Below are 24,680 nucleotides of genomic sequence, written 5' to 3'. Positions count from 1 at the left end.
ATGAGAACCTCTTCGCCGTCCTTCGCCCGCGTCCTGCTGGGCGCCGTGCTTGCCTTCGCTCTTGCCGGCTGCCCTGGCGAGAGGGAGCCGGAGCGACGCGAGCGCGTCGCCACGCCGGCCGGCGACAGCGTGGCCGGCAAGACTTGGCTTCAGCCGACCGACGACACCGCGCCCGAGCTCTGGCTGGCCAGCCGCGAGGCCGGTGGAGACGTCACCGTGACGGACCCCGCCACCAAGAATTGGCGCGGCATTCTCGACGAGGTCGACGGCCGTTTCGGCGAGTCGGACCGGATGATCGCCAACCGTGCGGTGCAACTGGAGACGATGCTGTCGGAAATCGGCATCCGGGAATCAGCGAGGGAGATCATCGCCGATTTCTCCGGCCTCGCCGCCAAAGGCTCGCGGGCCGGGTTCAGCGATCTGTGCCAGCACTATTATAATCTCCGCGTCCAGGGCCGGGACCGCGCGGCGGCGCTGGCCGCGCTGCGCGGCGAGTCCGTGTCGACAACGGGAGCCGCCACGCCATGAACGTTCTCCTGCCGGCCCCGGCATCCCCGCCGCCCTCCTTCGGGCTGTGGCAACGGCGCTCGCTGCGCTGGCAGGTGTTGGCCGCCGTGGTCGCCATCAATCTGTGCGCGGCGCTGGTGGCCGTCATCGTCATCATCGCCAATGCCCGCCGCGCCACCGAGACTGAGATGCTGTCCTCGCTCGCCGTGGCCGAGCGCTTCGTGCAGGAAACCGTCGAGCGTCTCGCTACTGAGGACGGCGTCACCGGTTCGCTGGCCCAGCTTCCGCTGCACATAAGCGGGCTGCGGCATGTGCGGATCCGGATCGAGGATCGCGCCGGCCATGCGCTCGACATCGCGCCGGCGAGCGGCGAGGACGAGGCGCATGAGGGCGAGGTGCCCTCCTGGTTCAGCCGGCTGGTGACGGTGGAGCCGCAGGAGACGGTGATTCCGGTCATCGAGAACGGCGCCGTCGTGGGGCAGGTGCGCGTCGCCGGCGAAGCCTCCGACGAGATCGCCGAGGTGTGGGAGGACATGTCGGACCTCGCCGTGCTGGCGGCGGGGGTCAATATCGCTATCCTTGCCGCGCTTTACGTCGTGCTCGGACGGCTGCTGATGCCGTTGCGCACGCTTTCCGCCGGCATGCACGAGCTGGAAGCGGGGCGTTTCGAGCATCGGCTGCAGCCGCCCCGGGTGCGGGAGTTGGCCCTCATCGCCGACCGCTTCAACGCCCTCGGTGCGGCGCTGAAGGCGGCGCGCGACGACAATGCGCGGCTGAATGAGCGCCTCGTGAGCGTGCAGGACGACGAGCGCCGGCATATCGCCTCGGACCTTCACGACGAACTGGGCCCCTGCGTCTTCGGCCTGCGCGCCAATCTCGAATCGATCGACCGGCTTGTCGGGCGTGCCGAGCCGGCGCTGGCCCAGCGCATGGGCGAGCGCGTGGCGACGATGACGGACATACTCGACCGGATACAGGGCCTGAACCGGCGCCTCCTGCGCAAGATACGCCCCATGGCACTCGGCCATGTGCCGCTGGCGGCGGTGATTGCCGATCTGTTGGCCGATTTCGAGAGTCATTCGCCCGGTCGCCACATTCGGCTGGAGACCGAGGGGCTGGCCGAGCGCTATGGGGACAGCGTCGACATCACCATCTATCGCTGCATCCAGGAAGCCGTGACCAATGCGCTTCGCCATGGCGATGCCCGCAACATCGCCATCACCCTGCGCGGCGCGCGCCGCGACGGGCGGCTCGATCTGGTGATCGAGGACGATGGCTCCGGCATTGCGGCCGGGGCGCCGCGCGGATTCGGGTTGATCGGCATGGAGGAGCGCATCGGCGCCCTCGGTGGACAGTGGCGTATCCTGCCGGCCAGCCCCTCCGGCACCCGCATCGAGGTGACGATACCCGCCCACCCCTACGAATTCGGCCTGACGGCCGCTCCGGAAAGGCTTGCCGCCCAATGACCTGCGCGCTTGTGATCGACGACCACCCCATCGTGCTCCAGGGCTGCCGCCGGCTGCTGGAAGATGCGGGCGTGGAGCGTGTGCTGGAAGCCTCGACCGTGCTGGCCGGCTACCGACTGTTCCGGCGCGAGAAGCCGGACGTCGTCATCGTTGACCTCGCCTTGCACGGCAACGGGCTGAGCGGGCTGGTGCTGGTGCGCCGGCTGCGGATGCAGGACGCACGCACGCCCATTCTCGTCTTCTCCATGCATGGCGACCCGGTCATCGCCAGCCGTGCCTTGGAGGCCGGCGCCAATGGCTACGTGCTGAAGGACACCTCGTCCGGCGCGCTGCTGGAGGCGTTCGAGCGGGTGCGGCGCGGCCAGCCCTATATGAGCCACGACCTTGCCTTGCAGGTCGCCATGCTCGGCTCGCGCAAGACCGCGCCGCTCGCCGACATCACGCCGCGCGAACTGCAGACGCTATCGCTGCTCGCCGAGGGCAAGGACTACACCCTCATCGCCGACGAATTGGGCATCAGCTACAAGACGGTTGCCAACACCTGCTCGGCGCTCAAATCCAAGCTCGGCGCCTCCAGCCTGCCGGAACTGGTGCGCTGCTCGATCCAGTATCTCTCGACCTCGCCCGTGGGGTCGACGGGGCGGATACGCATGATGTGACGGGACGGGCTGTCCGGCCGAGTTCGGGCGGGGGTGCGTCGGCACCGGCAGCGCCTAGCGGCAAATAGCGTGGCCGCTTCGTCACTTACACTTCATTCACCATGTCGAGCGATGTGCCGCATTTTTGCCTCACTCGGGCAGCCTCTTGAGAGACACGCAGTCGGATCAGCGGTAACTTGCCGTAGATCTTGAATGAGGTGCGCGGTCCTTTTCCAGCCGATATGGCAGCGAAGGCGGCGCTCACAGACGGTTCGGGGTGAATGGGGACGTTTCCTGCTCTTGCTCAAGCTGCCAGCCGTGCCGTGGCCGGTGAGGCTGTCGTGCGGTTCGGACGGATCGCGGCGCTGTGCGGCATCGGCCTGCTGGTTGCCAACTGCACCGGCGGCGGCACCAAGCTGACGAGCAAGATCGACCCGAAATACGGCGTCTCCGCCAGCCCGCGCGTCATTGCGGCCGGACAGCCGGTTCCCAAGGGCGGCGGCACCTACCGGGTCGGCAAGCCTTATGTCGTGGCCGGCAAGACCTATGTCCCGGCCGAGCCGGCGAAATACAAGGCCGAAGGCCTCGCTTCCTGGTATGGCGACGATTTCCATGGCCGGCTGACCGCCAATGGCGAAATCTTCGACATGAACTCCATCGCCGCCGCGCACCCGACGCTGCCGATGCCGTCCTATGTCCGTGTCACCAACCTGTCGAACAACCGTTCGATGGTGGTGCGGGTGAATGACCGTGGTCCTTACCACGACAACCGCGTCATCGACGTCTCGCACCGCGCGGCGGACCTTCTCGGTTTCAAGACCAGCGGCACGGCCCGCGTGCGGGTGGAATATGTCGGCCGCGCCCCGCTGGAAGGGTCGGACGATATCCAGCTCGCGACGACCCTGCGCATGAACGGCAAGCCTGCCGAGGCGCCGCCCGTCATGGTGGCCTCTGCCGGTTCGCTGCGCGGCCTGACGGCGGCCAATGTGCCGCTGCCGCCGAGCCGCCCGTTCGATCTGGGTGAGCCGGCCGAGGACCAGCAGGTGGCCCAGGTTTCCGAAATTCCCGCCGCCCCGGTGGCACCCGTGCGCGTGGCCAGCAAGCCGCGTCCGGCCGTGGTGGCGGCGGCCCTTCCGGCGCCGCGCCCGGCTGCCGCGACGCCGGCGCGCGTCGCTGCTCCGGCCGCTCCCGTGCAGGTCGCTCCCGTTCGGGTGGCGAGCCTGCAGCCGGCCAAGCGCGCCGCACCCGCTCCCGCGCCGTCCGCCGCGCCCACCGGATGGGTCGTTGGCCCGCAGCCGGTGCTGGGCTATGCGGCGACCGGCTATGACGCCCCGGCCGATACGGGTCGCGGACTGTACTGAGCTTCACGATTGCCTGCGTTCTGGATATGCCGCACCGCGGTCGCATTGCGGCGGCGGCGATCGGCTGTTAACTCTGCCCGGAGCCAGGGAGGATCGTCGTGAGCCTGTTGCCCATCCTTTTTCCGGGCCGGACACTGGTCGACGGTTCGGTGGCGGCACGACGGGCGTCCGGATGGCTGGCCGCGCTGGCGTTTCTCTGTCTCGGCCTGATTCCGGCGGCGGCGCAGACCCCGCCCGACATCGCCTCGCCACAGGCCATCCTTCTCGATTTCGACAGCGGTTCGGTGCTTTTCGAGCGCGCCGCCGATACTTCCAGCGCGCCGGCGAGCATCGCCAAGCTGATGACCATGGCCGTGGTGTTCGGCGAGATTTCCGCTGGCCGGCTTTCCCAGGACGCCGAGTTCAAGGTGAGCGAATATGCGTGGCGGCGGGGAGGGGCCCCGTCCGGCGGCTCCACCATGTTCGCCGGCCTCAACAGCACCATCAAGGTCAGCGACCTGCTGCGCGGGGCGATCATTCCCTCGGGCAATGACGGCGCTATCGTGCTGGCCGAGGGCATTTCGGGAAACGAGCTGGCCTTCACGGTCAAGATGAACCAGGAGGCCAAGCGCCTCGGGCTGACCGGCTCCGCCTTCGTCAACGTGAGCGGCCTGGCCGACCCCGACCAGAAGACCACGCCGCGCGACATGGCGAAGGTCGCCGCGCACATCATCCGCGACTATCCCGACCTGTATAAGATCTACAGCGAGCCGGATTTCCTCTGGAACAAGATCCGCCAGAGCAACCGCAACCCCCTGCTCGCCATGAGCCTGGGTGCCGATGGATTCATGACCGGCTACCAGAAGGATGCCGGCTTCAATCTCGTCGGCTCGGCCGTGCAGAACGGGCAGCGACTCATCGTCGTCATCATGGGCGCGAAGAGCGAGAAGGAGCGGGCCGAGGACGCCCGCAAGCTGCTCGAATGGGGCTTCCGCTCCTTCGAATCGCGCACGCTGTTCGAAGCCGGCCAGATTGTCGGCGAGGCGACGCTCTATGGCGGCGAACGCAACGGGGCGCCGCTGACCAGCGACGGGCCGGTCCGCGTTCTGGTGTCACGGACGGGCGACGAGAAACTGGTGGCCCGCATTCGTTTCGATGGTCCGATTCCGGCGCCGGTGGAAAAGGGCGAGGTTGTCGCGCGGCTGATGGTCTATCGCGGCGAGCAACTCGCGCTCGACCTCCCGCTCGTGGCGGCGGAGACCGTGCCGGCGGGGCCTCTCTGGCGCCGCGCGATGGACGGCGCCTATGAACTGGTGGTGAGCCTGCTGCGTCAGGGCTACGCCAAGCTGACCGGCTGAGCATGCCTGCCCACACGCCTCCGCACGCGCCGCCCCCGGCCAAAATGCCGTCGAAAAACCCGGCGGACGTCGCCTCGCCCGCGGCGTCGCGAAAGGCGAAGGCCAAGCCGGCGACGAAGCCGAAGGCCGTGCCCAAGCCCAAGTCGGCGCCCAAGCCCAAGGCGACGGCCAAGACTCAGCTGACGGCCAAGCCCGGATCGACGCAAAAAACCAAGCTGCCGCCGCCGGGCCGCTTCATCACCTTCGAAGGCGGGGAGGGGGCCGGCAAGTCCACGCAGGTGCGCCGGCTGCGGGAGCGACTGCAGGAGCTCGGCATCGACGCGGTGGCGACCCGCGAGCCGGGTGGCTCGACGGGGGCCGAGATCATCCGCCATCTCATCCTTTCCGGCGCGGCCAAGCCGCTGGGGCCGCTGGCGGAAGCGGCGCTTTTCGCGGCAGCACGCGCCGATCATCTCGATGCCACCATCCGTCCGGCGCTGGCGCGCGGCGCCTGGGTGGTGTGCGACCGCTTCGCCGATTCGACCCGCGTCTATCAGGGCGCCCTCGGCAATGTCGATCCGGGGCTCATCGCTGCCCTTGAGGAGGTGACCGTGGGCGAAACGCGGCCCGACCTGACGATCATCCTCGACCTTCCGGCGGAGGAGGGTCTCGCGCGCGCCGCCGCACGCTCCGGCCGCAATGCGGACCGCTTCGAGAGTGAGGGGCTGAGCTTCCATCGCAGCCTGCGCGAGGCTTTCCGCGCCCTCGCTGCCCGCGAGCCGGAGCGTTGCGTGCTCGTCGATGCCGGCGCAGACGCGGACGCCGTTGCCGAGGCGATCTGGACCCATGTCTCGGAACGGCTGAAGCCGCCCGCCCCACACCGGAAGCGCCGGACATGAAGGACGCTACACCGCTCGAAGGCGACCGATACGGCACCGCGCCGGCGCCGCGCGAAACCCAGCGCCTCATCGGCCATGAGGAGGCGCAGGCCATGGTGCGTACCGCCTGGGATGCCGGGCGCCTGCCGCACGCACTGCTGCTCGGCGGCGCCGAGGGAATCGGCAAGGCGACGCTGGCCTATGCGATCGCCCGATTCGTGCTCTCCGGCGGCGCCGCTCCGGCACACTCGATTGCCGTCGATCCGACCCACCCGACTGCGCGGCAGGTGGCGGCGCTGTCGCATCCCGACCTTCTGGTGCTGCGGCGCACGCCCAACGACAGCGGCAAGCTGCCTTCGATGATTCCCGCCGAGACGGTACGGCGGGTGCGCAGCTTCTTCGGCTCGACGGCGGCGCTCGGTGGCTGGCGGGTCTGCGTGGTGGATACGCTGGACGAGATGAACGCGCAGGGCGCCAACGCGCTGCTGAAGACGCTGGAGGAGCCGCCCAGTCGCTCGCTGTTCCTGCTGGTGAGCCACGCGCCGGGACGGCTGCTGCCCACCATTCGCTCGCGCTGCCGCATGGTGCCGCTGCGGGCGTTGTCGGACGGACAGGTGGTCGAGGCGCTGGAGACGCTGAGCGCCAGCCTGCCCGCTCTCGACCGCACCCGCTTCCATGAGGCAGCGGAGGCCTCCGGCGGCAGCGTGCGCGAGGCACTGGGCCTCATGGAAGGCGACGGCCTCGCCGTGCGCAACGCCACCACGGTGCTGCTCGACGCGCTGCCCGATGCCGACCCGAAGTCGCTGCACGCGCTGGGCGAGCGCCTTCAGGGCGACCGGGGAGGGGCGCTGGAGGCGTTCGTCGGCACGGTCGAGGGCTGGATCAGCGACCACGCGACAGGCCGGCGCCAGACCGCCTCCGTTCGCCTTGCACGGCTTCCGGAGGTGTGGGAGAAGGTTCGCCGCGCTGCGGTCGACGCCGATGTCTACAATCTCGACCGCAAGACCCTCGTCCTCCGGATCTTCGCGTCGCTCAACGAGGCCCTGCGCCCTTGATCGCGCGCCGGCCGGCCGCCCCGCAGGAAACCGCCGTGAGACCCGCCTTCTACATCACCACCGCGATCGATTATCCCAATGGCGCGCCCCATATCGGCCACGCCTATGAGAAGATCGCCTCGGACGCGCTCGCCCGCTTCAAGAAGCTCGACGGCTACGATGTCTTCTTCCTGACCGGCACGGACGAGCACGGGCTCAAGATGGCCCAGACGGCGGAGAAGCAGGGGCTGACGCCGCTCGAATGGGCAACCAGGAACGCGACGCGCTTCCAGGAGATGGATGCGCTGCTGGGCGTCGATTACGACCGCTTCATCCGCACCACGGACGAGGACCACATCGCCTCCAGCCAGGCGATCTGGCAGCGCATGGTCGAGACGGGCGACATCTATGCCGGTGCCTATTCGGGCTGGTACTCGGTGCGCGACGAGGCCTATTACGCCGAGGACGAGACCAGCGTGAACGCCGACGGCGTGCGCCTCGGCCCGCAGGGTACGCCGGTGGAGTGGACCGAGGAGAAGAGCTATTTCTTCCGCCTCTCCGTCTACCAGCAGAAACTGCTCGACTATTACGACGCGCATCCGGATTTCATCCGGCCGGATGTGCGGCGCAACGAAGTGCTGAGCTTCGTGAGGGGCGGGCTTCAGGACCTGTCCATCAGCCGGACGACCTTTTCCTGGGGCATTCCGGTGCCGGGCGACCCGGCGCATGTGATGTATGTGTGGGTCGATGCGCTGACCAACTACATCACCGGCGTCGGCTATCCCGACACGGCGAGCGCCAGCTTCCAGCGCTACTGGCCGGCGAACCTGCACATTATCGGCAAGGACATCATCCGCTTCCACGCGGTGTACTGGCCGGCCTTCCTGATGTCGGCCGGCCTTGAGCCGCCCAAAACCGTCTTCGCGCACGGCTTCATCCATAATCGCGGGGAGAAGATGTCGAAGTCGGTGGGCAACGTCATCGACCCGTTCGATCTCGCCAAGGCCTATGGCGTCGACGCGCTGCGCTATTTCCTGCTGCGGGAAATCCCCTTCGGCCAGGATGGCTCCTACAGCCACGACGCCATCGTCGCCCGCACCAATGCCGACCTCGCCAACGATCTCGGCAACCTCGCGCAGCGCTCGCTGTCGATGATCGCCAAGAACCTTAGTGGCACGCTGCCGGCCCCCGGCCCGCTCTCCGAGGACGACGCGACCATTCTCGCCGCCGCCGACGCCATGGGGGCGAAGGTACGCGAGGCGATGGAGGTGCAGCAGATCCACAATGCGCTGGCCGCCATCTGGTCGGTGGTGGCGGACGCAAACCGCTATTTCGCCGGCGCGGCGCCGTGGGAATTGCGCAAGTCCGACCCCGAGCGTTTCGGCACGGTGCTGTGGACGACGGCGGAAGTGGTGCGTCAGGTCGCCCTGCTCGCTCAACCCTTCATCCCAACAAGCGCCGGCAAGCTGCTGGATTTGCTTGCAATCGATGATTCGTCCCGTAGCTTTGCCAGCCTCGGCGAGGCGGGTCGGCTGGCGGGCGGCACGGTGCTGCCGGCGCCGGTCGGGGTGTTCCCGCGCTATGTCGAGCCCGAGGCGCCGGCCGCCTCATGATCGTCGACAGCCACTGCCATCTCGACTTTCCGGACTTTGCCGCCGAGCTTGACGACGTGGTCGCGCGGGCCCGCGCCGCCGGCGTCGGCCGCCTGGTGACGATCGGCACGCGGGTGCGCCGCTCTGGGCAGGTGAGGGCGATCGCCGAGCGCTTCGACGATGTGTTCTGCTCGGTCGGCACCCACCCGCACAATGCCGCCGAGGAAGCCGACGTCACGCTCGACGAATTGCTGGCGGAGGCCGACCATCCGAAGGTCGTCGCCATTGGCGAAGCGGGTCTCGACTATCATTACGACACCGCGCCGCGCGCGGTGCAGGCCGCCGGCTTCCGCCTGCATATCGAGGCGGCGCGCCGCACCGGTCTGCCGCTGGTGATCCACGCCCGCGACGCGGACGCGGATGTCGCGGCGATTCTGGAGGAGGAAAGCGGGAAGGGCGCCTTCGCCTTCGTGCTGCACTGCTTCACCGCCGGGCCCGACCTTGCCCGCCGCGCCGTGGCGCTGGGCGGCTATGTCTCGTTTTCCGGCATCCTCACCTTCAAGTCCGGCGCGCCTTTGCGCGAGATCGCCGCCAGCCTGCCGGCCGACCGGGTGCTGGTGGAGACCGATGCGCCCTATCTCGCCCCCAACAGCCACCGGGGCAAGCGCAACGAGCCTTCCTATGTGGTCGAAACCGCCCATATACTGGCGCAGGCGCGCGGCATCTCCTTCGACGAGGTGGCGGCGCTGACCACTGCGAATTTCTTCCGCCTGTTCTCCCGCGCATCCTAGAGGCTCCCGCCCGCCATGGCGTTTACCTTCACCATTCTCGGCTGCGGCTCCTCCGGTGGGGTGCCGCGAGTCGGGCAGGGATGGGGCGCCTGCGACCCGAACGAGCCGCGCAACCGCCGTCGCCGCTGCTCCCTGCTGGTGGAGCGCTTCGAGCGTGGCATCGCCCAGCCGACCCGCATGCTGATCGACACCTCGCCGGATTTGCGCGAGCAGCTGATCGATGCCGGCGTCGACCGGCTCGACGGCGTGCTGTTCACCCATGAGCATGCCGACCACACCCATGGCATCGATGACCTGCGGCCGCTGACCATCATGCACCGCCGCCGGATCGACGCCTATGTCGACCCCGACACGTCGGTCCTGCTGCACCAGCGCTTCGGCTATTGCTTCGAGACGCCGCCCGGCAGCGACTACCCGCCGATCCTCACCGAGCACCGCTACCACGCCGGCGACACGATCCGCGTCGACGGGCCGGCCGGACCGATCGAGGCTAAGGCCTTCCGCCAGTATCACGGCAACATCATCTCGCACGGCTTCCGCATCGGCGGCCTGGCTTATTCGAGCGACCTGCACGATCTGCCGGATGAGAGCCTGCCGTTTCTCGACGGCCTCGATGTGTGGATTGTCGACGCGCTTCGCCCGGCGCCGCACCCCACGCATTTCTCGCTGAGCGAGGCGCTGGCCTGGATCGAGCGGCTGAAGCCGCGCCGCGCCGTGCTGACGAACCTGCACACCGATCTCGACTACACCACACTGACCCGCGAATTGCCGGACGGTGTGAGTGCGGCCTATGACGGCATGAAAATCACGCTCTGACAGTACGTTGTGCCGACAACCTCATCTTTGTATCGCCTCCTCCAACCGAGTTGTTTTCCATAATATGTCTTCTGCGAATATCCCAGATGGCGATGTGACGCCCTCCCGCGACATTCGGCGGCTGCTGGAAATCATGGCCGCGCTGCGCACGCCGGCGACCGGCTGCCCGTGGGACCTGGCACAGGACTTCAGCTCCATCGCGCCCTATACCATCGAGGAAGCCTATGAGGTCGCCGACGCCATCGCCCGCGGCGACCTCGACGATCTCTGCGACGAGCTGGGCGATCTGCTGCTTCAGGTGGCGTTCCACGCCCGCCTCGCCGAGGAACGCGGCGCCTTCGATTTCGGCGCCGTGGTCGAGGCCATCACCTCGAAGATGATCCGCCGCCACCCCCATGTGTTCGGCGATGTGGGCGGGCGCGATGTGGCGGCGGTGAATGCCGCCTGGGATGCCATCAAGGCCCAGGAGAAGGCGGAGCGCGCCGGGCGCCGCCGCCGGCGCGGCTTACCGGCGGAGCCGGAGCAGGGCCGTACGCTGGACGGCGTGCCGGCCGGCGCCCCTGCCCTCACCCGTGCGGTGAAGCTGCAGAACAAGGCCGCCAAGGTCGGGTTCGACTGGCCGGACGTGCGGCCCGTTCTCGCCAAGATCCGCGAGGAGATCGACGAGGTGGAAGCCGAAATCGTCTCCGGCGACCGCGAGGCGGCGGCGGAAGAGGTCGGCGACCTGTTGTTCGCGCTCGCCAACCTCGCGCGGCACCTCGACGTGGACCCCGAAGCGGCGCTGCGCGGCACCAATCAGAAGTTCGTCCGCCGCTTCGCCTATATCGAGGACCGGCTGGCCGAGCAGGGGCGCTCCCCGAACGAAGCCAGCCTCGACGAGATGGAAGCGCACTGGCAAGCGGCCAAGACGGCAGCGGCGGAAGGCGAGTAGGGGCCCGGAGCAGGGTGCTCAGGCGCCCTCGCCCGCGCCGGCGATACGCCGCGCGCCGAAGCGACGCTCGATATGCTCGGCACGGTCGGGCGGCACGCGCACGGCGAGGTGCAGGCGCCCTTCCCCATTCTCGCGACGTTCCAGCACCTCGCTGTGCCGATAGAGCCAGCTCAGGCTGCTGCCGTCGGCGGCGTCGAGATCGATCGCGAGGCTGACACGCTCGCGCGCCAGGCGCCGCGAGATCGCGGTGAGAAGCGCGTCCATGCCGTCGCCGGTCAGGGCCGAGACCGGAATGGGGCGCGCATCGCCTTCCCGGCGTGAGGCGGTGTTGAACAGCCCCGCCCTGGCCTCGGTATCCAGCCGGTCGATCTTGTTCCAGACCTCGATGACGCGGTGATCGTCCTCGGGGTCGATGTCGAGATCGCCGAGCACCCGCTTCACGTCATGCGCCTGCGCATCGGCATCCTCATGCGACATGTCGCGGACATGCAGGATGAGGTCGGCCTCGATCACCTCTTCCAGCGTGGCGCGGAAAGCGGCGACGAGCTGCGTCGGCAGGTCGGAGATGAAGCCCACCGTGTCGGAGAGGATCACCCGCTCGCCGGTGGGAAGCTGCACCGCCCGCAGGGTCGGGTCGAGCGTGGCGAAGAGCAGGTCCTGCGCCATCACTTCGGCGCGGGTCAGCCGGTTGAACAGCGTCGACTTGCCGGCATTGGTGTAGCCGACCAGCGCCACGACGGGATAGGGCACCTTCTTGCGGCTGGCGCGGTGCAGCGCGCGGGTGCGCTTGACCTGCTCCAGCTCGCGCTCGATCTTGAGGATGCGTTCGCCGATGAGCCGGCGGTCGGCCTCGATCTGCGTCTCGCCGGGGCCGCCGAGGAAGCCGAAGCCGCCGCGCTGGCGCTCCAGATGGGTCCAGGAGCGCACCAGGCGGCTGCGCTGATAGTTCAGATGGGCGAGCTCGACCTGCAGCACGCCCTCCTTGGTGCGCGCGCGCTGGCCGAAGATTTCCAGAATGAGAGCCGTGCGGTCGATGACCTTGGCCGCGAACGCCTTTTCGAGGTTTCGCTGCTGCACCGGGCTGAGCGCCGCGTCGACGAAGACCAGCCCCGCCTCCTCCGCCTTCACGATGCCGGCGATCTCCTCGACCTTGCCGCTGCCCAGATAGGTCGCCGGGCGCACCTGAGACAGCCCGACGAGCAGGCTGCCGGCCAGCTGGAGGTCGATGGCAAGGACAAGCCCGACGGCCTCGTCGAGCCGGGCCTCGGGCGAGCGTTGCGGGTCGTCGCCCCCTGCCCCGCGACGCGTGAGGTGAGGAACGACGACGACCACGCGCGTGGCATCACCGGACGTGTCGTTGTCGACGGGCAGGCCGGCGGCACGGCCCGCCGGCGGCCTGCGGGACGCCTTAAGCTCCAAGATCAGCCCTTCTCGCCGGTCTCGTCCGGTTCGAACAGCTGAACCGGATGGCCGGGCATGATGGTCGAGATGGCGTGCTTGTAAACGAGCTGCGAATGGCCGTCGCGGCGCAGCAGCACGCAGAAATTATCGAACCAGGTGACGACCCCCTGGAGTTTCACGCCGTTGACCAGAAAGATGGTGAGCGGCGTCTTGTTCTTGCGGACGTGGTTGAGAAAGGTGTCCTGGAGGTTCTGGGAACGTTCCGCGGCCATGATTTTTTGATCCGTTTGTTTGTTGTTGGTCGTCGCTCGGCGCGGTCGCCTTCGCTGCTCGCTCCGTCCGGGAGTGGACAACCTTGAAGACGTACGCCCCAAACATGGCACACCATGTCATGCGCGCAAGATGCTTTCGCCAAGTTGGCCGCGCTTGGCAAGGTCTTTCCTTATCGCCGTCAGGCCTTCCCGGGCACAAATTACCGCTTCAATGACCGATCTCGGCGCGCCCATGGTAGTTTTCGCGCAAGGCGCGCGCCACCGGGCCGGGCCGCCCGTCGCCGACGGGGTGGCCATCGATTCGCACCACGGGCGTGGCGAAATTGGTCGCCGAGGTCACGAACGCCTCCCGCGCCGCCTTCGCCTCCTCGACGGTGAAGGGGCGCTCGTCGACGCGCAGCTGGAGCGTCTCGGCCACCTCCAGCATGACCGTGCGGGTGATGCCGCGCAGGATGCCGCTCTCCGCCGGACGGGTGACGAGCCGGCCGTCGTCCGTGACGATCCAGGCATTGGTCGAGCCGCCTTCGGTAATGTTGCCGGCCGCGTCCACGAACCACGCCTCGCGGGCGCCGGCCTGCTTGGCGGCCTCTTTCGCCAGCACGTTGGGCAGCAGGCCGATGGTCTTGATGTCGACGCGCTCCCAACGGTTTTCCGGCACGGTGATGACCGCGATCCCCTGTGCGGCCTGCGCCTCGCCCTTCGCCGGGTCGAGCGCGCGGGCGGTGACCACGATGGAAGGCGGCGTCGCCGGATCGGGAAAATAATGGTCCCGCCGTGCCACCCCGCGCGTGACCTGCAGATAGACGAGGCCGTCGCGCACGCGGTTGCGCCGGATGGTCTCGCGCAGCACCACACCGAGCGCGGCGAGCGGCATGGGCAGCCGGATGCGGATCTCGTTCAGCGACCGCACCAGCCGCTCCATGTGGCGGCGCTGGTCCACCATGTGGCCGCCCCGCACCTCGCACACCTCGTAGACGCCATCGGCGAACTGGTAGCCGCGATCTTCCACATGCACCCCCGCACCGGCGTGCGGCAGGTAGGCACCGTTCACATAGGCAATGCGCGACATCGTCCGTCTCCGCAGGCTGGCAGCCCCTTTGCGCGAAAGCTGCTCGACTTTCGCGGAGACTTCAAGCGCCAGCTTGTTGAATGAAAAGCGTTTTCCCGACAATCAGCTACGTGGCCAGGCCGATCGGCGCCTCAGCGCCGCCACAGCGCGAAATTGGCGAGGCCCAGTACGACGAGTATTTCGAGACGGCCGAGAACCATGGCGATGGCAAGCGCGATCTGCGCATAGGCGGGCAACGTGCCCCATTCCGGCCAGTTGACGTCCGGCTGCCAGTTCACCGCATAGACCGGCCCGACATTGGCGAGCGCCGCCATGACGGCGACGAAAGCCGACTCAAAGCTCGGCATGGCCGGCGCGATTACCACAGTCAGCGCCGCGATCGTGGAGCAGGCGACGCCGAACATGATCCAGATCGCCTTCATCATCTGCAGCGTGACGTTCTGCTGGCCGAGGCGGCGCGGGTGCACGGCGCTGGGGTGCACCAGCCGCTCCAGCTCGCGCAGGCTCTGCAGCACCATCACCCCCGCGCGGTAAATCTTGATCCCGCCGGCGGTGGAGAAGGTCGCGCCGCCGATGAAGACGATCGCGAGTACCAGCGTCACCGGCAGGCTGGCGAAGGCGCCGCCATGCGGTTCGATCCCGGTGGTGGTGACCAGCGAGACGGCGGTGAACAGTCCGTCCTCAAGCGCGATGGGCAACGACATCCCGCTGCCCTCGGTGCGGAATCCGATGGCTGCGGCGGCAATTCCCAAGGCGCCGCATATGGCGAAAAGTACAATATTCTCATACTGTCCCAGGGCGAGGCGAAACCGACGTGTGAGCAGCATGCGGTGCCATAGCACGCTGGTGCCGCCCATCAGCATAAAGACGATCAGCACCGCCTTGATGCCGAAATGGCCATAGGCGGCGATGCCGTCGCCATCGGGCAGCAGGCCGCCCGTGGCCAGCGCCGCACCGGCCAGGCCCACCGCCTCGAACAGGCGCACGCCCATGAGCAGCAGCGCCAGCGTGCACAGCACCGTCGCGCCCAGATAGATCGGCAGTACCAGCCGCAGCGCGTCGTCGAGCGTGGTCTGCTGCGTCGCCGCCAGAAGGTTGGCCCGGGCGCTATGGTCCGGGAGGCCGCCCAGACCGGCGGGACCCAGGACGGCGACGAAACCGACCAGCGTGAGCAGGCCGCCCGCCCATTGCAGCGTCAGCAGCCAGCCAAGCGTCGCCCGGGGCACGTTGCCGATGTCGTGGATCTGCACCGGCCCGGTCGTGGTAAAGGCCGAAACCGCCTCCAGCCACGCATGCACCGGCCCGAGCGTGGTCGTCGCCGCGATCGGCACGGCGGCGATGATCGGGACGCCGATCCACAGCACGAGCAGCAGCCCGTAGGAGGCCAGCCGATCGAGCCGCCCGGCGCGGTTGCGCACGGCAAGATGGACCGCCCCGGCACCGAACACGGTTAGCAGGGCGGTCATCAGGAAGACGTCGGCGCCCGGCTCGTTGCGGAACACCGACACCAGGCCGGAGAGCAGCAGGAAACCCGCCATCACCCCGGCGGTCTGCGCGCTGTGGCGGGCGACCGCGATCATGTCTTGCGCCTCTCGCTGTCGCCTCTCAGAAGAATTCCAGGCTCACCCGGAACAGCTGCTCCACCCGCTTCACCTTGGCGGCGAGCGCGAACATCACCACCCGGTCGCGCGCCTGGATCACGGTGTCGCCGCGCGGCAGCATCACGCGTCCGCCGCGGATCACCGCGCCGATGCGCATGCCGTCGAAGAGATCGAGCTGGCGCAGCGGCTTGCCGACCAGCGGCGAGGTTTCCAGCGCCTCGGCCTCGATCACCTCGCCGGCACCGTTCAGCAGCGAATGCACACCGCGAATGCGGCCCTTGCGGACATATTGCAGGATTTTGGAGACGGTGATCTGGCGCGGGTTCACATAGGCGTCGATGCCGAGCCCGCGCGCGAAGGCGGGGTAGGCCGGGTCGTTCAGCAGCGACAGCATGCGCTTGGCGCCGAGTTCGCGCGACAGCAGGCAGGAGAGGATGTTGACCCGGTCGTCATTGGTCACGGCGATCATCGTGTCGGCATCGCCGACGGCGGCCTCCTCGAGGATCGCCCGGTCGAGGGCGCTGCCGCGCAGCACCACGGTGCGGGACAATTGCTGGGCGATCTCCTCGGCCCGCGCGAGATTGTCCTCGATGATCTTGACCCGCGCCTTCGGGTTGCGCAGCTCCAGCTCGCGCGCGACATACAGGCCGATATTGCCGCCGCCGCCGATGACGATGCGCTGCGCCGGGGGCTCGTCATGGCCGAAAATCGACAAAGTGCGGCTCACCTGGTCGTTATGGGCGACGAAATAGGCGAGGTCGCCGGCAATCAGCGAGTCGGTGGAGCGCGGCACGAAGGTCTTGCCGTCGCGATAGACCGCAACGACGACGGCCCGCAGGTCGGGAAACAGGTCGGTGAGCTGGCGCAGCGGCGTGTCGAGGACCGGGCAATCCTCCTGGCAGCGCACGCCGACCACGACGACATTGCTGTCGTTGAAGCTGACCGTATCGACGGCGCCCGGCAGCGAAAGCCGCCGCAGGACCATCTCGCCCACTTCGAGCTCCGGCGAGATGACCACGTCGATCGGCAGGTGGTCGCGCGAGAACATGTCGCGCCAGTGGCCCTGCAGATAGCTTTGCGCGCGCACCCGCGCGATCTTGGTCGGCACGTCGAACAGCGCGTGGCCGACCTGGCAGGCGATCATGTTGACTTCGTCGTGCAGGGTGACGGCGATCAGCATGTCCGCCGCCTCCAGCCCGGCACGGGCCAGCACATCCGGATGCGAGCCATGGCCGACGAAGCCGCGCACGTCGAGCGTGTCGGTGACGGCCTGGATGAGGCGCGGCGAGGTGTCGATGATGGAGACGTCGTTCTGCTCTGCGGCCAGACGCTCGGCAATGCCGAACCCCACCTGCCCCGCCCCGCAAATGACGACCTTCATGGCGACCCCGCTGATAGCCGACGGCGCCGCCCACGACGCCGGTTCGGTTCACTTTTCGCGAGTCACTCTATAGCAGGTTCGCACGCGGCCGGAGACGCCTGCGCGGCCGGCCACACATCTTCCTGCCGGGTGCGGCACGGCGGTCAGCCGATGCCGAGCGCCTTCAGCTTGCGGTGCAGGGCCGAGCGCTCCATGCCGACGAATTCGGCGGTGCGCGAGATGTTGCCGCCGAAGCGGCTGATCTGCGCGACGAGATATTCCCGCTCGAACACTTCACGCGCGTCGCGCAGCGGCAGTCCCATCAGATGCTCGCCGCCATTGCCGCTCGGCAGGCTCGGCACCAGCGAGCCGACATCGGGCGGCAGCATGTCGGCCGTCACCGGCGCGTCGGCGTCGCCGGAGGCGAGAATCAGCAGGCGCTCGATATTGTTGCGCAGCTGGCGGACATTGCCGGGCCAGTCGTGCGATTGCAGCACGGCGAGCGCGTCATCGGCGACACGCCGGCGCGGCAGGCCGGTGGACTGTGAAATCTGGTCGAGGAAGAACTCCACCAGTTCCGGCACGTCCTCGCGCCGCTCGGCGAGCGGCGGCACGCGCACCGGCACCACGCCGAGGCGGTGATACAGATCCTCGCGGAAGCGACCGTCGGCGATTTCCTTTTCCAGATTGCGGGCGGTGGACGAGATGATGCGCACATCCACCGAGACGCGCGTGGCGCCGCCGACCCGCAGGAAATTCTGGTCCACCAGCACGCGCAGGATGCGGTTCTGCGTCTCGCGCGGCATGTCGGCGATCTCGTCGATGAACAGCGTGCCGCCATGCGCCTCCTCCAGCGCGCCGACCTGACGGCCCTGCCCTTCCCCGACCTCGACGCCGAACAGCTCGACCTCCATGCGCTCCGGCGTGATGGCGGCGGCGTTGATGACGACAAACGGTCCGTTGGCCCGCGCCGAGGCCGCATGGATCATGCGCGCCGCCAACTCCTTGCCGGAGCCGGAGGGGCCGACGATCATGATGCGGCTATTGGTAGGCGCCACGCGCTCGATGCCCTGGCGGAGCTGGTTCATCACCGACGACTTGCCCACGAGCAGCTGCGTCACCGCCGTGCGCTGCTTAAGGTCGCGGACCTCGCGCTTCAGGCGCAGCGTCTCCAGCGCGCGATCGGCGACGAGGATCAGGCGGTCGGAATTGAACGGCTTCTCGATGAAGTCGTAGGCGCCCTGCTTGATGGCCGCCACGGCGGTTTCGATGGTGCCGTGGCCCGATATCATCACCACCGGCACATCCGGGTGGTTCTTCTTGATCAGTTCGAGCAGTTGCAGGCCGTCCAGCCTGGAGCGCTCCAGCCAGATGTCGAGAAAGATGAGATTGGGCCGGCGCGCCTCGATGGCGGCCAGAGCCTCGTCGCTGTCCTTGGCGGTGCGGGCGCCGTAGCCCTCATCTTCCAGAATACCCGCGACCAGCCCGCGAATATCGGCTTCGTCGTCGACGATCAGGATGTCCGTTGCCATGATCTTGTTCTCCTTCAGCCGACCATCCGGGCACTGGCCGATCCGCCATTGCCCTTTCCGTCATTCGAGGCGGTCGGACCGCCGTCGCGCGCGAAACGCAGGCGAATCCACGCACCGCGTCCATCCGGGGCATCGTCGAGTTCGATGCCGCCGCCATGTTCTTCCATGATCTTCCCCACGATCGCGAGACCGAGCCCGGTGCCCTTCTCGCGGGTCGTCACATAAGGCTCCAGCAGCCGCGCCCGGTTCTCGGTGGGCAGCCCCTTGCCGTTGTCGATGACGTCGATGGTCACCATCCGCTCATCGGCATGCACCGCCACCTTGATCCGCGGCGGGTCGGTGCGCTCCTCGGGCGGCACCGCCGCCAGCGCCTCGGTGGCGTTCTTGACGATATTGGTGAGCGCCTGGGAGATCAGGCGGCGGTCGAAGCGCGCGACCACGGGCTGCTCGGGCACGTCGAAATCGATGGCGATGTCCGGGTTGCCGACCCGCATCAGGAACACGACCTGTCGCGTGGTCTCGGCAACGTCCTGCGCCTCGGCGACCGGCTTGGGCATGCGGGCGAAGGAGGAGAACTCGTCCACCATGCGGCCGATGTCGCCGACCTGGCGGATGATGGTTTCCGTGCATTGGTCGAACACTTCGCGATCCTCGCCGATCACCTTGCCGTAGCGCCGGCGCAGGCGCTCGGCCGACAGCTGGATCGGGGTCAGCGGGTTCTTGATCTCATGCGCGATGCGCCGGGCGACGTCGGCCCAGGCGGAGCTGCGCTGCGCCACCACGAGCTCGGTGATGTCGTCGAGGGTGACGACCCAGCCATGCTCGGCCTCGCGCGACTGTTCCGTGGTTACCCGCACCGCGATGACCCGGTCGCGGCCGTTGCGCGTCAGCGTGGTGTTGGCCTGCACGCTGCGCTCGCCGGCTTCCATCGCCTGGGCGAGCAGCGAGGCGATTTCCGGCACCACCGTGCCGAACGCGCTGCCGAGCACGTCGGCCTCGGTCACGCCGAGCAGTTTTTCGGCCGGGCGGTTGATGATGGAGATGCGCCCCGCCGAATCGAGGCCGATCACACCGGCGCCGACGCCGGACAGCACCGCCTCGGTGAAGCGGCGGCGGGTGTCGATCTGGTCGCGCGCCTGCACGAGATCGTCGCGCTGGGTGCGCAGTTCCTGCGTCATCTTGTTGAAGGTCTCGGAGAGGCTGGACAGGTCGCCCTCTGTGCGGCGGACCGGCACCTCGACATAAAGATTGCCGGCGGCGACGAGGTCCGCCGCGCCGATCAGCCGACGGATCGGCGCCACCAGCCGGTTGGCGAAATGGATGCCCAGCCAGACGGCGCAGAGCAGCACGGTGAGCGAAATCACCGCATAGAGCACCGCGAACGCCACCTGCACGCCGACGCGCTGCTGTTCGAGGTTGCGGTAGTCGACGACGGCGGCCTGAGTCTCCTTGAGATACTCGATCACCCGCGGGTCGACGGCACGCGCCACATAGAGATAGAGATCGCCGAAATCCTTGAGCGGGATGACCGCGCCGACATAATCGGCATCACCCGGCAGGTAGATGAGCGGCTGCTCCTCGGTGGCGTCCTTGAGGGCGAGATTGGTCGGCACGGTAAATTCGCGGCCGACGCGGACGGTGGCACGGTCGACGACCTGCAGATTCTTGTCGATGATCATGGCGGCGGGCAGGCCGCGCACCACCGATTGCGCCGTCAGCGCCTGGCGGAAGCGGCTGCGGTCCTGGTCCCAGAGCGGGCGGATGCGCTGGAGGTCGCGGGCCATGCCGAGAATATCGCCGCGGATCGAATAGGCGTGCTCGCGCACATAGGTCTGGGCGACCGACACCGCATTGTCGACGATGGAACGCGTGCGCACCGAAAACCAGCGGTCGAGGCCCTTGTCGAGCGTGATGCTCGCCAGAACGGCCACCAGAAGCGCCGGCACGACGGCAACGACGCCGAACAGGCCGACCACGCGCACATGCAGCCGCGCCGCCGCCCTGCCCCGCCGGCGGGCCTTCACGATCCGCCACACCTCGCGGCCGACAATGCCGATCAGAATGAGCGACATCACGCCATTGAGGCACAGGACGATGATGACGACGTCCTGCGAGGGCACCAGCGGGGTGATGCCGATCAGGACGATGAAGCTGGCAAGCGCCATCACCAGCGCCAGCAGCACGGCAAGCGGCGCCAGACCCCAGAGCGAGAAACGGAAACCCATCCCGCCGAGATCGAGTCCGTCTTGCCTGTCCGTTTCGCGGCTCGGAACGTCGCTCATCCATCACCAATCCGGCGGCCGGGAATCGGCGCGCACCACTGATGCAATGATACGACACTGGTGCAAAAATGTGACATTGGCGAGCCGCCCCCGCCTTATTTTCGCGGGGGCGTAAGGCGCTCACCGACTGGTGCGGATTATTTGGATGTCGAGATCCCGGATTTTCTTGCGCAACGTGTTGCGGTTGAGGCCCAGAAGCTCCGCTGCCTTGATCTGGTTTCCACGCGTCGCCGCCAGCGCGGCGGAGAGCAGCGGGTACTCCACATCCTTGAGAATGCGGTGATAAAGGCCGGGAGGCGGTAGATTTTCGCCGAACCCGCCGAAATAGGCGTTCAGGTGCCGCTCCACCGAGGCGGACAGCGTTTCGTCCTGGCCGTTCTCCTCCGGCGTCGGCGGCGAGACCGGCGTGGAGAGTTCCGCCTCGATGATCGATCCGGTGATCACCTCCTGCGGATAGAGCGCGGCGAGGCGGCGGATCAGGTTTTCCAGCTCGCGCACATTGCCCGGCCAGCGATAGCGCTTCAGCCGGTCGAGCGCGGCGGCGTCGATCTGCTTGCGCGGCAGTCCCTCGCGCTCGGCCTGGAGGAAGAAGTGACGGGCGAGGTCCGGCACGTCCTCGGCCCGCTCGCGCAGCGGCGGCAGGCGCAGCGGCACGACGTTGAGGCGGAAGAACAGGTCCTCGCGGAACAGGCCCTGCTGGATAAGGATGCGCAGATCCTTGTTGGTGGCGGCCACGATGCGCACATCGGTCTTGATCGCCGTGCGCCCGCCCACCGTGGTGTACTCGCCCTGCTGCAGCACGCGCAGCAGGCGGGTCTGCGCTTCCATCGGCATGTCGCCGATTTCGTCGAGGAACAGCGTACCGCTTTCCGCCTGCTCGAAGCGGCCGGCCGAGCGCGCATTGGCGCCGGTGAAGGCGCCCTTCTCATGGCCGAACAGCTCGGATTCGATCAGGTCGCGCGGGATGGCCGCCATGTTGATGGCGACGAACGGCCCGTTGCGGCGCTTGCCGTAATCATGCAGCGCCCGCGCCACCAGTTCCTTGCCGGTGCCGCTCTCGCCCGCGATCATCACGGTGAGATCGGTCTGCATCAGCCGGGCCAGCACCCGGTAGATGTCCTGCATGGCCGGCGAGCGGCCAACGAGGGGGATATTGTCGGCGTCGTCGCCCAGTCCCTTGAGGGCGTTCTCCGGCTTCTTCGGCTCGGACAGCGCGCGGCCGACGATGGAGATCAGCTCCTTCAGGTCGAAGGGCTTGGGCAGGTATTCATACGCGCCCTTCTCCGAGGCGCGAATGGCGGTCATGAAGGTGTTCTGCGCGCTCATGACGATGACCGGCAGGTCCGGGCGCACCTTCTTGATGCGCGGCAGCAGGTCGAAGGCGTTCTCGTCCGGCATCACCACATCGGTGATGACGAGGTCGCCGTCGCCCTGGCTGACCCAGCGCCACAGCGTCGCCGCATTGCCACAGGAGCGCACCTCGTAGCCTGCCCGCGACAGTGCCTGATTGAGCACGGTGCGGATGGCGGCGTCGTCATCGGCAACCAGGATACTTCCCGTCGGCATGGCGGCTCTCAACTCTTCTCGGTACCGCGATTGGCGCGGTACATGGGCATGAGGACACGGAAGGTGGTGCGACGCGGCTGGCTGTCGCATTCGATGATGCCGCCATGGTCGCCGACGATCTTCGCCACCAGCGCAAGGCCGAGGCCGGTTCCGGTGGGCTTGGTGGTGACGAAGGGATCGAACAGGTGAGGCATGAGGTCTTCCGGCACGCCGGGGCCGTTGTCCCGCACGCAGAACTCCAGCGGCAGGCTCACCCGCGCCGGCGCGCCCGGCATCATGAGACGCACGCCGGGGCGGAAGGCCGTGGTGAGCTGGATTTCGCCGTCCGGCGACTCCCCGATCGCCTCGGCGGCGTTCTTCACCAGATTGAGGAACACCTGCACCAGCTGGTCGCGGTTGGCCAGAACGGGCGGCAGCGAAGGGTCGTACTCCTCGATGAAGCGGATGTGGCGGGCAAATCCGGTGCTCGCCAGCGTGCGCACATGCTCCAGAACGGCGTGGATGTTCACGGGCTCCCGCTCGATCGGGCGCTCGTCGGAGAATACTTCCATGCGGTCGACCAGCTTGACGATGCGGTCGGCCTCGTCGGTGATCAGCCGCGTGAGCGAGCGGTCGTCGTCGCTGGCGTTCAGTTCAAGAAGCTGCGCGGCCCCGCGAATGCCCGAGAGCGGGTTCTTGATTTCGTGCGCCAGCATCGACGCCAGCGCCGTGACCGAGCGGGCGGCGCCGCGATGGGTGAGCTGCCGGTCCATCTTGTCGGCGATGGTGCGTTCCTGGAGCATGATGACCACGTGGCCCGGCACTTCCGACAGCGGCGCCACATGGATGTCGACGATGCGCTCGCCACCATTGCGGGGCGTGCCGAGATCGACCCGATACTCGTTCACCGCCGCGCCGCGCTGGCGCACCTGATCGACCAGCGACAAAATGGGACTGCCGAAGGGCACGAAATCCTGCAGCCGATGCCGCACCAATACGGCGAGCGAAGCCTCGAAGAATGCTTCCGCCGCGACATTGGCGTCGATCAGATGGTTGTCTTCCGCCACCGTGATGACCGGATGCGGCAGCGCGTTCACGACGGCTTCCGCAGTCGCGCTGCCCGCGCGCGGGCCAGGCCGTTGCGAGGAAACCGAACTCATGCAGCTTCTCTCCATCCAATGTCGTCATAGGCGTCGCGGATTCCGGTGACGACGCGCGCCGGGTCCTCAAGTGTCAGAAGTCGCTTGCGCCAGAGGGCGGCGGCATCCGGCGCCCGGCCCGCGCTCGCTGCGGCCGAGGCCAGCGACCAGCCGATATGCTTGCGGGCGCAGCGCATGCCCAGCTCGCGGCCGTAATGCGCCAGCCAACCTTCATAAAGTTCGATCAGCACGTCGCGCTGCTCGGCGAGCGGGGGATCATCCGCAATGTCACCGGTGCGCAGAAAGGACGCGACCTGCCCGGGAAACCAAGGGCGCCCCTGTGCGCCGCGCCCGATCATGATGCCGTCGGCGCCAGAGGCCGCCAGCATCGCCGTGGCGTCGCCCATCTCCACGAGATCGCCATTGGCCAGCACGGGAATGGACACCGCCTCCTTCACCGCGCGGATCGCCGCCCAGTCGGCGCGGCCGGTGTAGAACTGGCAGCGCGTGCGCCCGTGAATGGTGATCATCCGCACGCCGAGCGCTTCGGCGCGACGGGCAAGCTCGGGCGCCACGCTCGCCGCGTCATCCCAGCCGAGCCGGGTCTTCAGCGTTACCGGCACCTTCACCGCGCCGACCACGGCGGCAAGGATGCGGGTCGCCAGATCGAGGTCGCGCAGCAGGGCCGAGCCGGCGAGGCCGGTCGTCACCCGCTTGGCCGGGCAACCCATGTTGATGTCGATGAGCGCGGCGCCAGCACCTTCGGCGATGCGGGCGGCGCGGGCCATCGATTCGGGTTCATTCCCGGCGAGCTGGACAGCGTGCAGCGCCACCCCTGCCCCCTCGGCCCGCAGCACGGTTTCCTCGTGGCCGGTTTCCAGCGCTCCGGCGGCCACCATCTCCGACACCGCCAGCGACGCGCCATAGCGCAGCGCCATGCGGCGGAGCGGGGCGTCGGTAATGCCCGCCATCGGCGCGAGCACGACTGCGCCCGGCACCTGAACGGTGCCGATCTGGACAGGGGCGACGGCGGAAAAACAAAGGGTCAAGCGGCGATCACTCGATGCACATTAAATAAGCCCGACCAGCGGTGCCTATATAATAGCCATGCCGAGCGCGTCAGCAACCCATGCGAAGGGCTTAAGCCAA

The 24,680-nt window shown here is 68.0% G+C and carries 21 protein-coding genes; 11 read left to right on the top strand and 10 right to left on the bottom strand.

Translation table 11 applies throughout. From position 1 onward, the window contains the following. From ACQY76_RS18765 to mazG, 11 genes are all read left to right on the top strand, one after another. Entirely contained in the window at positions 1 to 528 is a 528-nt protein-coding gene (locus ACQY76_RS18765; RefSeq protein WP_428030209.1) for a hypothetical protein, read from the top strand. Next, the gene (locus ACQY76_RS18760) at positions 525 to 1,973 is read left to right on the top strand and encodes an ATP-binding protein (RefSeq protein ID WP_428030208.1); all 1,449 of its coding nucleotides are present in this window, start codon (positions 525 to 527) and stop codon (positions 1,971 to 1,973) included. The genes ACQY76_RS18765 and ACQY76_RS18760 overlap by 4 nt, the downstream gene beginning before the upstream one ends. Further along, positions 1,970 to 2,632 (top strand): response regulator transcription factor, encoded by a 663-nt coding sequence (locus tag ACQY76_RS18755; protein WP_428030207.1) that lies wholly within the window; start codon positions 1,970 to 1,972, stop codon positions 2,630 to 2,632. The genes ACQY76_RS18760 and ACQY76_RS18755 overlap by 4 nt, the downstream gene beginning before the upstream one ends. A gap of 260 nt (positions 2,633 to 2,892) precedes the next feature. Further along, positions 2,893 to 3,972 carry a septal ring lytic transglycosylase RlpA family protein gene (locus ACQY76_RS18750; protein ID WP_428030206.1) on the top strand — a complete coding sequence of 360 codons (1,080 nt, stop codon included), beginning with the start codon at positions 2,893 to 2,895 and terminating at the stop codon, positions 3,970 to 3,972. A 98-nt stretch (positions 3,973 to 4,070) separates the two neighbouring features. Further along, positions 4,071 to 5,309: a D-alanyl-D-alanine carboxypeptidase family protein gene (locus tag ACQY76_RS18745; protein ID WP_428030205.1), complete on the top strand. Its 1,239-nt coding sequence runs from the start codon at positions 4,071 to 4,073 to the stop codon at positions 5,307 to 5,309. A gap of 179 nt (positions 5,310 to 5,488) precedes the next feature. Then, positions 5,489 to 6,187, top strand: coding sequence for a dTMP kinase (gene tmk / locus ACQY76_RS18740; protein ID WP_428033056.1), 699 nt, complete (start codon positions 5,489 to 5,491; stop codon positions 6,185 to 6,187). Further along, entirely contained in the window at positions 6,184 to 7,221 is a 1,038-nt protein-coding gene (locus tag ACQY76_RS18735) for a DNA polymerase III subunit delta' (protein WP_428030204.1), read from the top strand. The genes tmk and ACQY76_RS18735 overlap by 4 nt, the downstream gene beginning before the upstream one ends. Before the next feature lie 35 nt (positions 7,222 to 7,256). Next, the gene (gene metG, locus ACQY76_RS18730; RefSeq protein ID WP_428030203.1) at positions 7,257 to 8,813 is read left to right on the top strand and encodes a methionine--tRNA ligase; all 1,557 of its coding nucleotides are present in this window, start codon (positions 7,257 to 7,259) and stop codon (positions 8,811 to 8,813) included. After that, positions 8,810 to 9,583 (top strand): TatD family hydrolase, encoded by a 774-nt coding sequence (locus ACQY76_RS18725; protein ID WP_428030202.1) that lies wholly within the window; start codon positions 8,810 to 8,812, stop codon positions 9,581 to 9,583. Before metG ends, ACQY76_RS18725 begins: the two co-directional genes overlap by 4 nt. Positions 9,584 to 9,598: 15 nt before the next feature. After that, the gene (locus ACQY76_RS18720; protein ID WP_428030201.1) at positions 9,599 to 10,399 is read left to right on the top strand and encodes an MBL fold metallo-hydrolase; all 801 of its coding nucleotides are present in this window, start codon (positions 9,599 to 9,601) and stop codon (positions 10,397 to 10,399) included. A gap of 94 nt (positions 10,400 to 10,493) precedes the next feature. Continuing rightward, a complete protein-coding gene (gene mazG, locus ACQY76_RS18715; protein WP_428030200.1) occupies positions 10,494 to 11,330 on the top strand; it encodes a nucleoside triphosphate pyrophosphohydrolase in 837 nt (278 codons plus the stop codon). An 18-nt stretch (positions 11,331 to 11,348) separates the two neighbouring features. Here the strand turns inward: mazG and hflX are convergent, their stop codons facing one another. The 10 genes from hflX to dusB form a co-directional block, all read right to left on the bottom strand. Next, positions 11,349 to 12,755, bottom strand: a complete 1,407-nt coding sequence (gene hflX, locus ACQY76_RS18710) for a GTPase HflX (RefSeq protein WP_428033055.1) — start codon at positions 12,753 to 12,755, stop codon at positions 11,349 to 11,351. Next, positions 12,752 to 13,003 (bottom strand): RNA chaperone Hfq, encoded by a 252-nt coding sequence (hfq, locus tag ACQY76_RS18705; protein ID WP_013166585.1) that lies wholly within the window; start codon positions 13,001 to 13,003, stop codon positions 12,752 to 12,754. The genes hflX and hfq overlap by 4 nt, the downstream gene beginning before the upstream one ends. Before the next feature lie 208 nt (positions 13,004 to 13,211). Continuing rightward, positions 13,212 to 14,072, bottom strand: a complete 861-nt coding sequence (locus tag ACQY76_RS18700) for a D-amino-acid transaminase (RefSeq protein WP_428030199.1) — start codon at positions 14,070 to 14,072, stop codon at positions 13,212 to 13,214. 131 nt (positions 14,073 to 14,203) lie between these two features. Continuing rightward, a complete protein-coding gene (locus tag ACQY76_RS18695) occupies positions 14,204 to 15,652 on the bottom strand; it encodes a TrkH family potassium uptake protein (RefSeq protein ID WP_428030198.1) in 1,449 nt (482 codons plus the stop codon). Between the two features lie 25 nt (positions 15,653 to 15,677). Further along, on the bottom strand, positions 15,678 to 17,054 hold the full coding sequence (trkA, locus tag ACQY76_RS18690; protein ID WP_428030197.1) for a Trk system potassium transporter TrkA: 1,377 nt from the start codon (positions 17,052 to 17,054) through the stop codon (positions 15,678 to 15,680). A gap of 143 nt (positions 17,055 to 17,197) precedes the next feature. Further along, the gene (locus ACQY76_RS18685) at positions 17,198 to 18,565 is read right to left on the bottom strand and encodes a sigma-54-dependent transcriptional regulator (protein WP_428030196.1); all 1,368 of its coding nucleotides are present in this window, start codon (positions 18,563 to 18,565) and stop codon (positions 17,198 to 17,200) included. Positions 18,566 to 18,579: 14 nt separating this feature from the next. After that, on the bottom strand, positions 18,580 to 20,847 hold the full coding sequence (locus ACQY76_RS18680) for an ATP-binding protein (protein WP_428030195.1): 2,268 nt from the start codon (positions 20,845 to 20,847) through the stop codon (positions 18,580 to 18,582). A 120-nt stretch (positions 20,848 to 20,967) separates the two neighbouring features. Then, complete coding sequence (ntrC, locus tag ACQY76_RS18675; RefSeq protein ID WP_428030194.1) at positions 20,968 to 22,413, bottom strand: nitrogen regulation protein NR(I); 1,446 nt, start codon at positions 22,411 to 22,413, stop codon at positions 20,968 to 20,970. Positions 22,414 to 22,421: 8 nt separating this feature from the next. Continuing rightward, positions 22,422 to 23,552 carry a two-component system sensor histidine kinase NtrB gene (locus tag ACQY76_RS18670; protein ID WP_428030193.1) on the bottom strand — a complete coding sequence of 377 codons (1,131 nt, stop codon included), beginning with the start codon at positions 23,550 to 23,552 and terminating at the stop codon, positions 22,422 to 22,424. Then, positions 23,549 to 24,580, bottom strand: coding sequence for a tRNA dihydrouridine synthase DusB (dusB, locus tag ACQY76_RS18665; protein WP_428030192.1), 1,032 nt, complete (start codon positions 24,578 to 24,580; stop codon positions 23,549 to 23,551). The genes ACQY76_RS18670 and dusB overlap by 4 nt, the downstream gene beginning before the upstream one ends. Between the last annotated feature and the right edge of the window lie 100 nt (positions 24,581 to 24,680).

It is taken from the genome of Ancylobacter sp. (assembly GCF_965279025.1).
Classification (GTDB): Bacteria; Pseudomonadota; Alphaproteobacteria; order Rhizobiales; family Xanthobacteraceae; genus Ancylobacter.
The sequence above is the reverse complement of the archived record's forward strand: the minus strand, read 5'-3'. Positions and strand labels throughout refer to the sequence as shown.

Coding starts and splice junctions, on each gene's coding strand:
- ACQY76_RS18735 (WP_428030204.1), top strand. CDS start 6,184: ATGAAGGACGCTACACCGCTCGAAGGCGACCGATACGGCACCGCGCCG.
- ACQY76_RS18720 (WP_428030201.1), top strand. CDS start 9,599: ATGGCGTTTACCTTCACCATTCTCGGCTGCGGCTCCTCCGGTGGGGTG.
- ACQY76_RS18755 (WP_428030207.1), top strand. CDS start 1,970: ATGACCTGCGCGCTTGTGATCGACGACCACCCCATCGTGCTCCAGGGC.
- ntrC (WP_428030194.1), bottom strand. CDS start 22,413: ATGCCGACGGGAAGTATCCTGGTTGCCGATGACGACGCCGCCATCCGC.
- trkA (WP_428030197.1), bottom strand. CDS start 17,054: ATGAAGGTCGTCATTTGCGGGGCGGGGCAGGTGGGGTTCGGCATTGCC.
- ACQY76_RS18700 (WP_428030199.1), bottom strand. CDS start 14,072: ATGTCGCGCATTGCCTATGTGAACGGTGCCTACCTGCCGCACGCCGGT.
- ACQY76_RS18685 (WP_428030196.1), bottom strand. CDS start 18,565: ATGGCAACGGACATCCTGATCGTCGACGACGAAGCCGATATTCGCGGG.
- hfq (WP_013166585.1), bottom strand. CDS start 13,003: ATGGCCGCGGAACGTTCCCAGAACCTCCAGGACACCTTTCTCAACCAC.
- ACQY76_RS18760 (WP_428030208.1), top strand. CDS start 525: ATGAACGTTCTCCTGCCGGCCCCGGCATCCCCGCCGCCCTCCTTCGGG.
- ACQY76_RS18695 (WP_428030198.1), bottom strand. CDS start 15,652: ATGATCGCGGTCGCCCGCCACAGCGCGCAGACCGCCGGGGTGATGGCG.
- ACQY76_RS18670 (WP_428030193.1), bottom strand. CDS start 23,552: ATGAGTTCGGTTTCCTCGCAACGGCCTGGCCCGCGCGCGGGCAGCGCG.
- ACQY76_RS18680 (WP_428030195.1), bottom strand. CDS start 20,847: ATGAGCGACGTTCCGAGCCGCGAAACGGACAGGCAAGACGGACTCGAT.
- ACQY76_RS18750 (WP_428030206.1), top strand. CDS start 2,893: ATGGGGACGTTTCCTGCTCTTGCTCAAGCTGCCAGCCGTGCCGTGGCC.
- ACQY76_RS18765 (WP_428030209.1), top strand. CDS start 1: ATGAGAACCTCTTCGCCGTCCTTCGCCCGCGTCCTGCTGGGCGCCGTG.
- ACQY76_RS18725 (WP_428030202.1), top strand. CDS start 8,810: ATGATCGTCGACAGCCACTGCCATCTCGACTTTCCGGACTTTGCCGCC.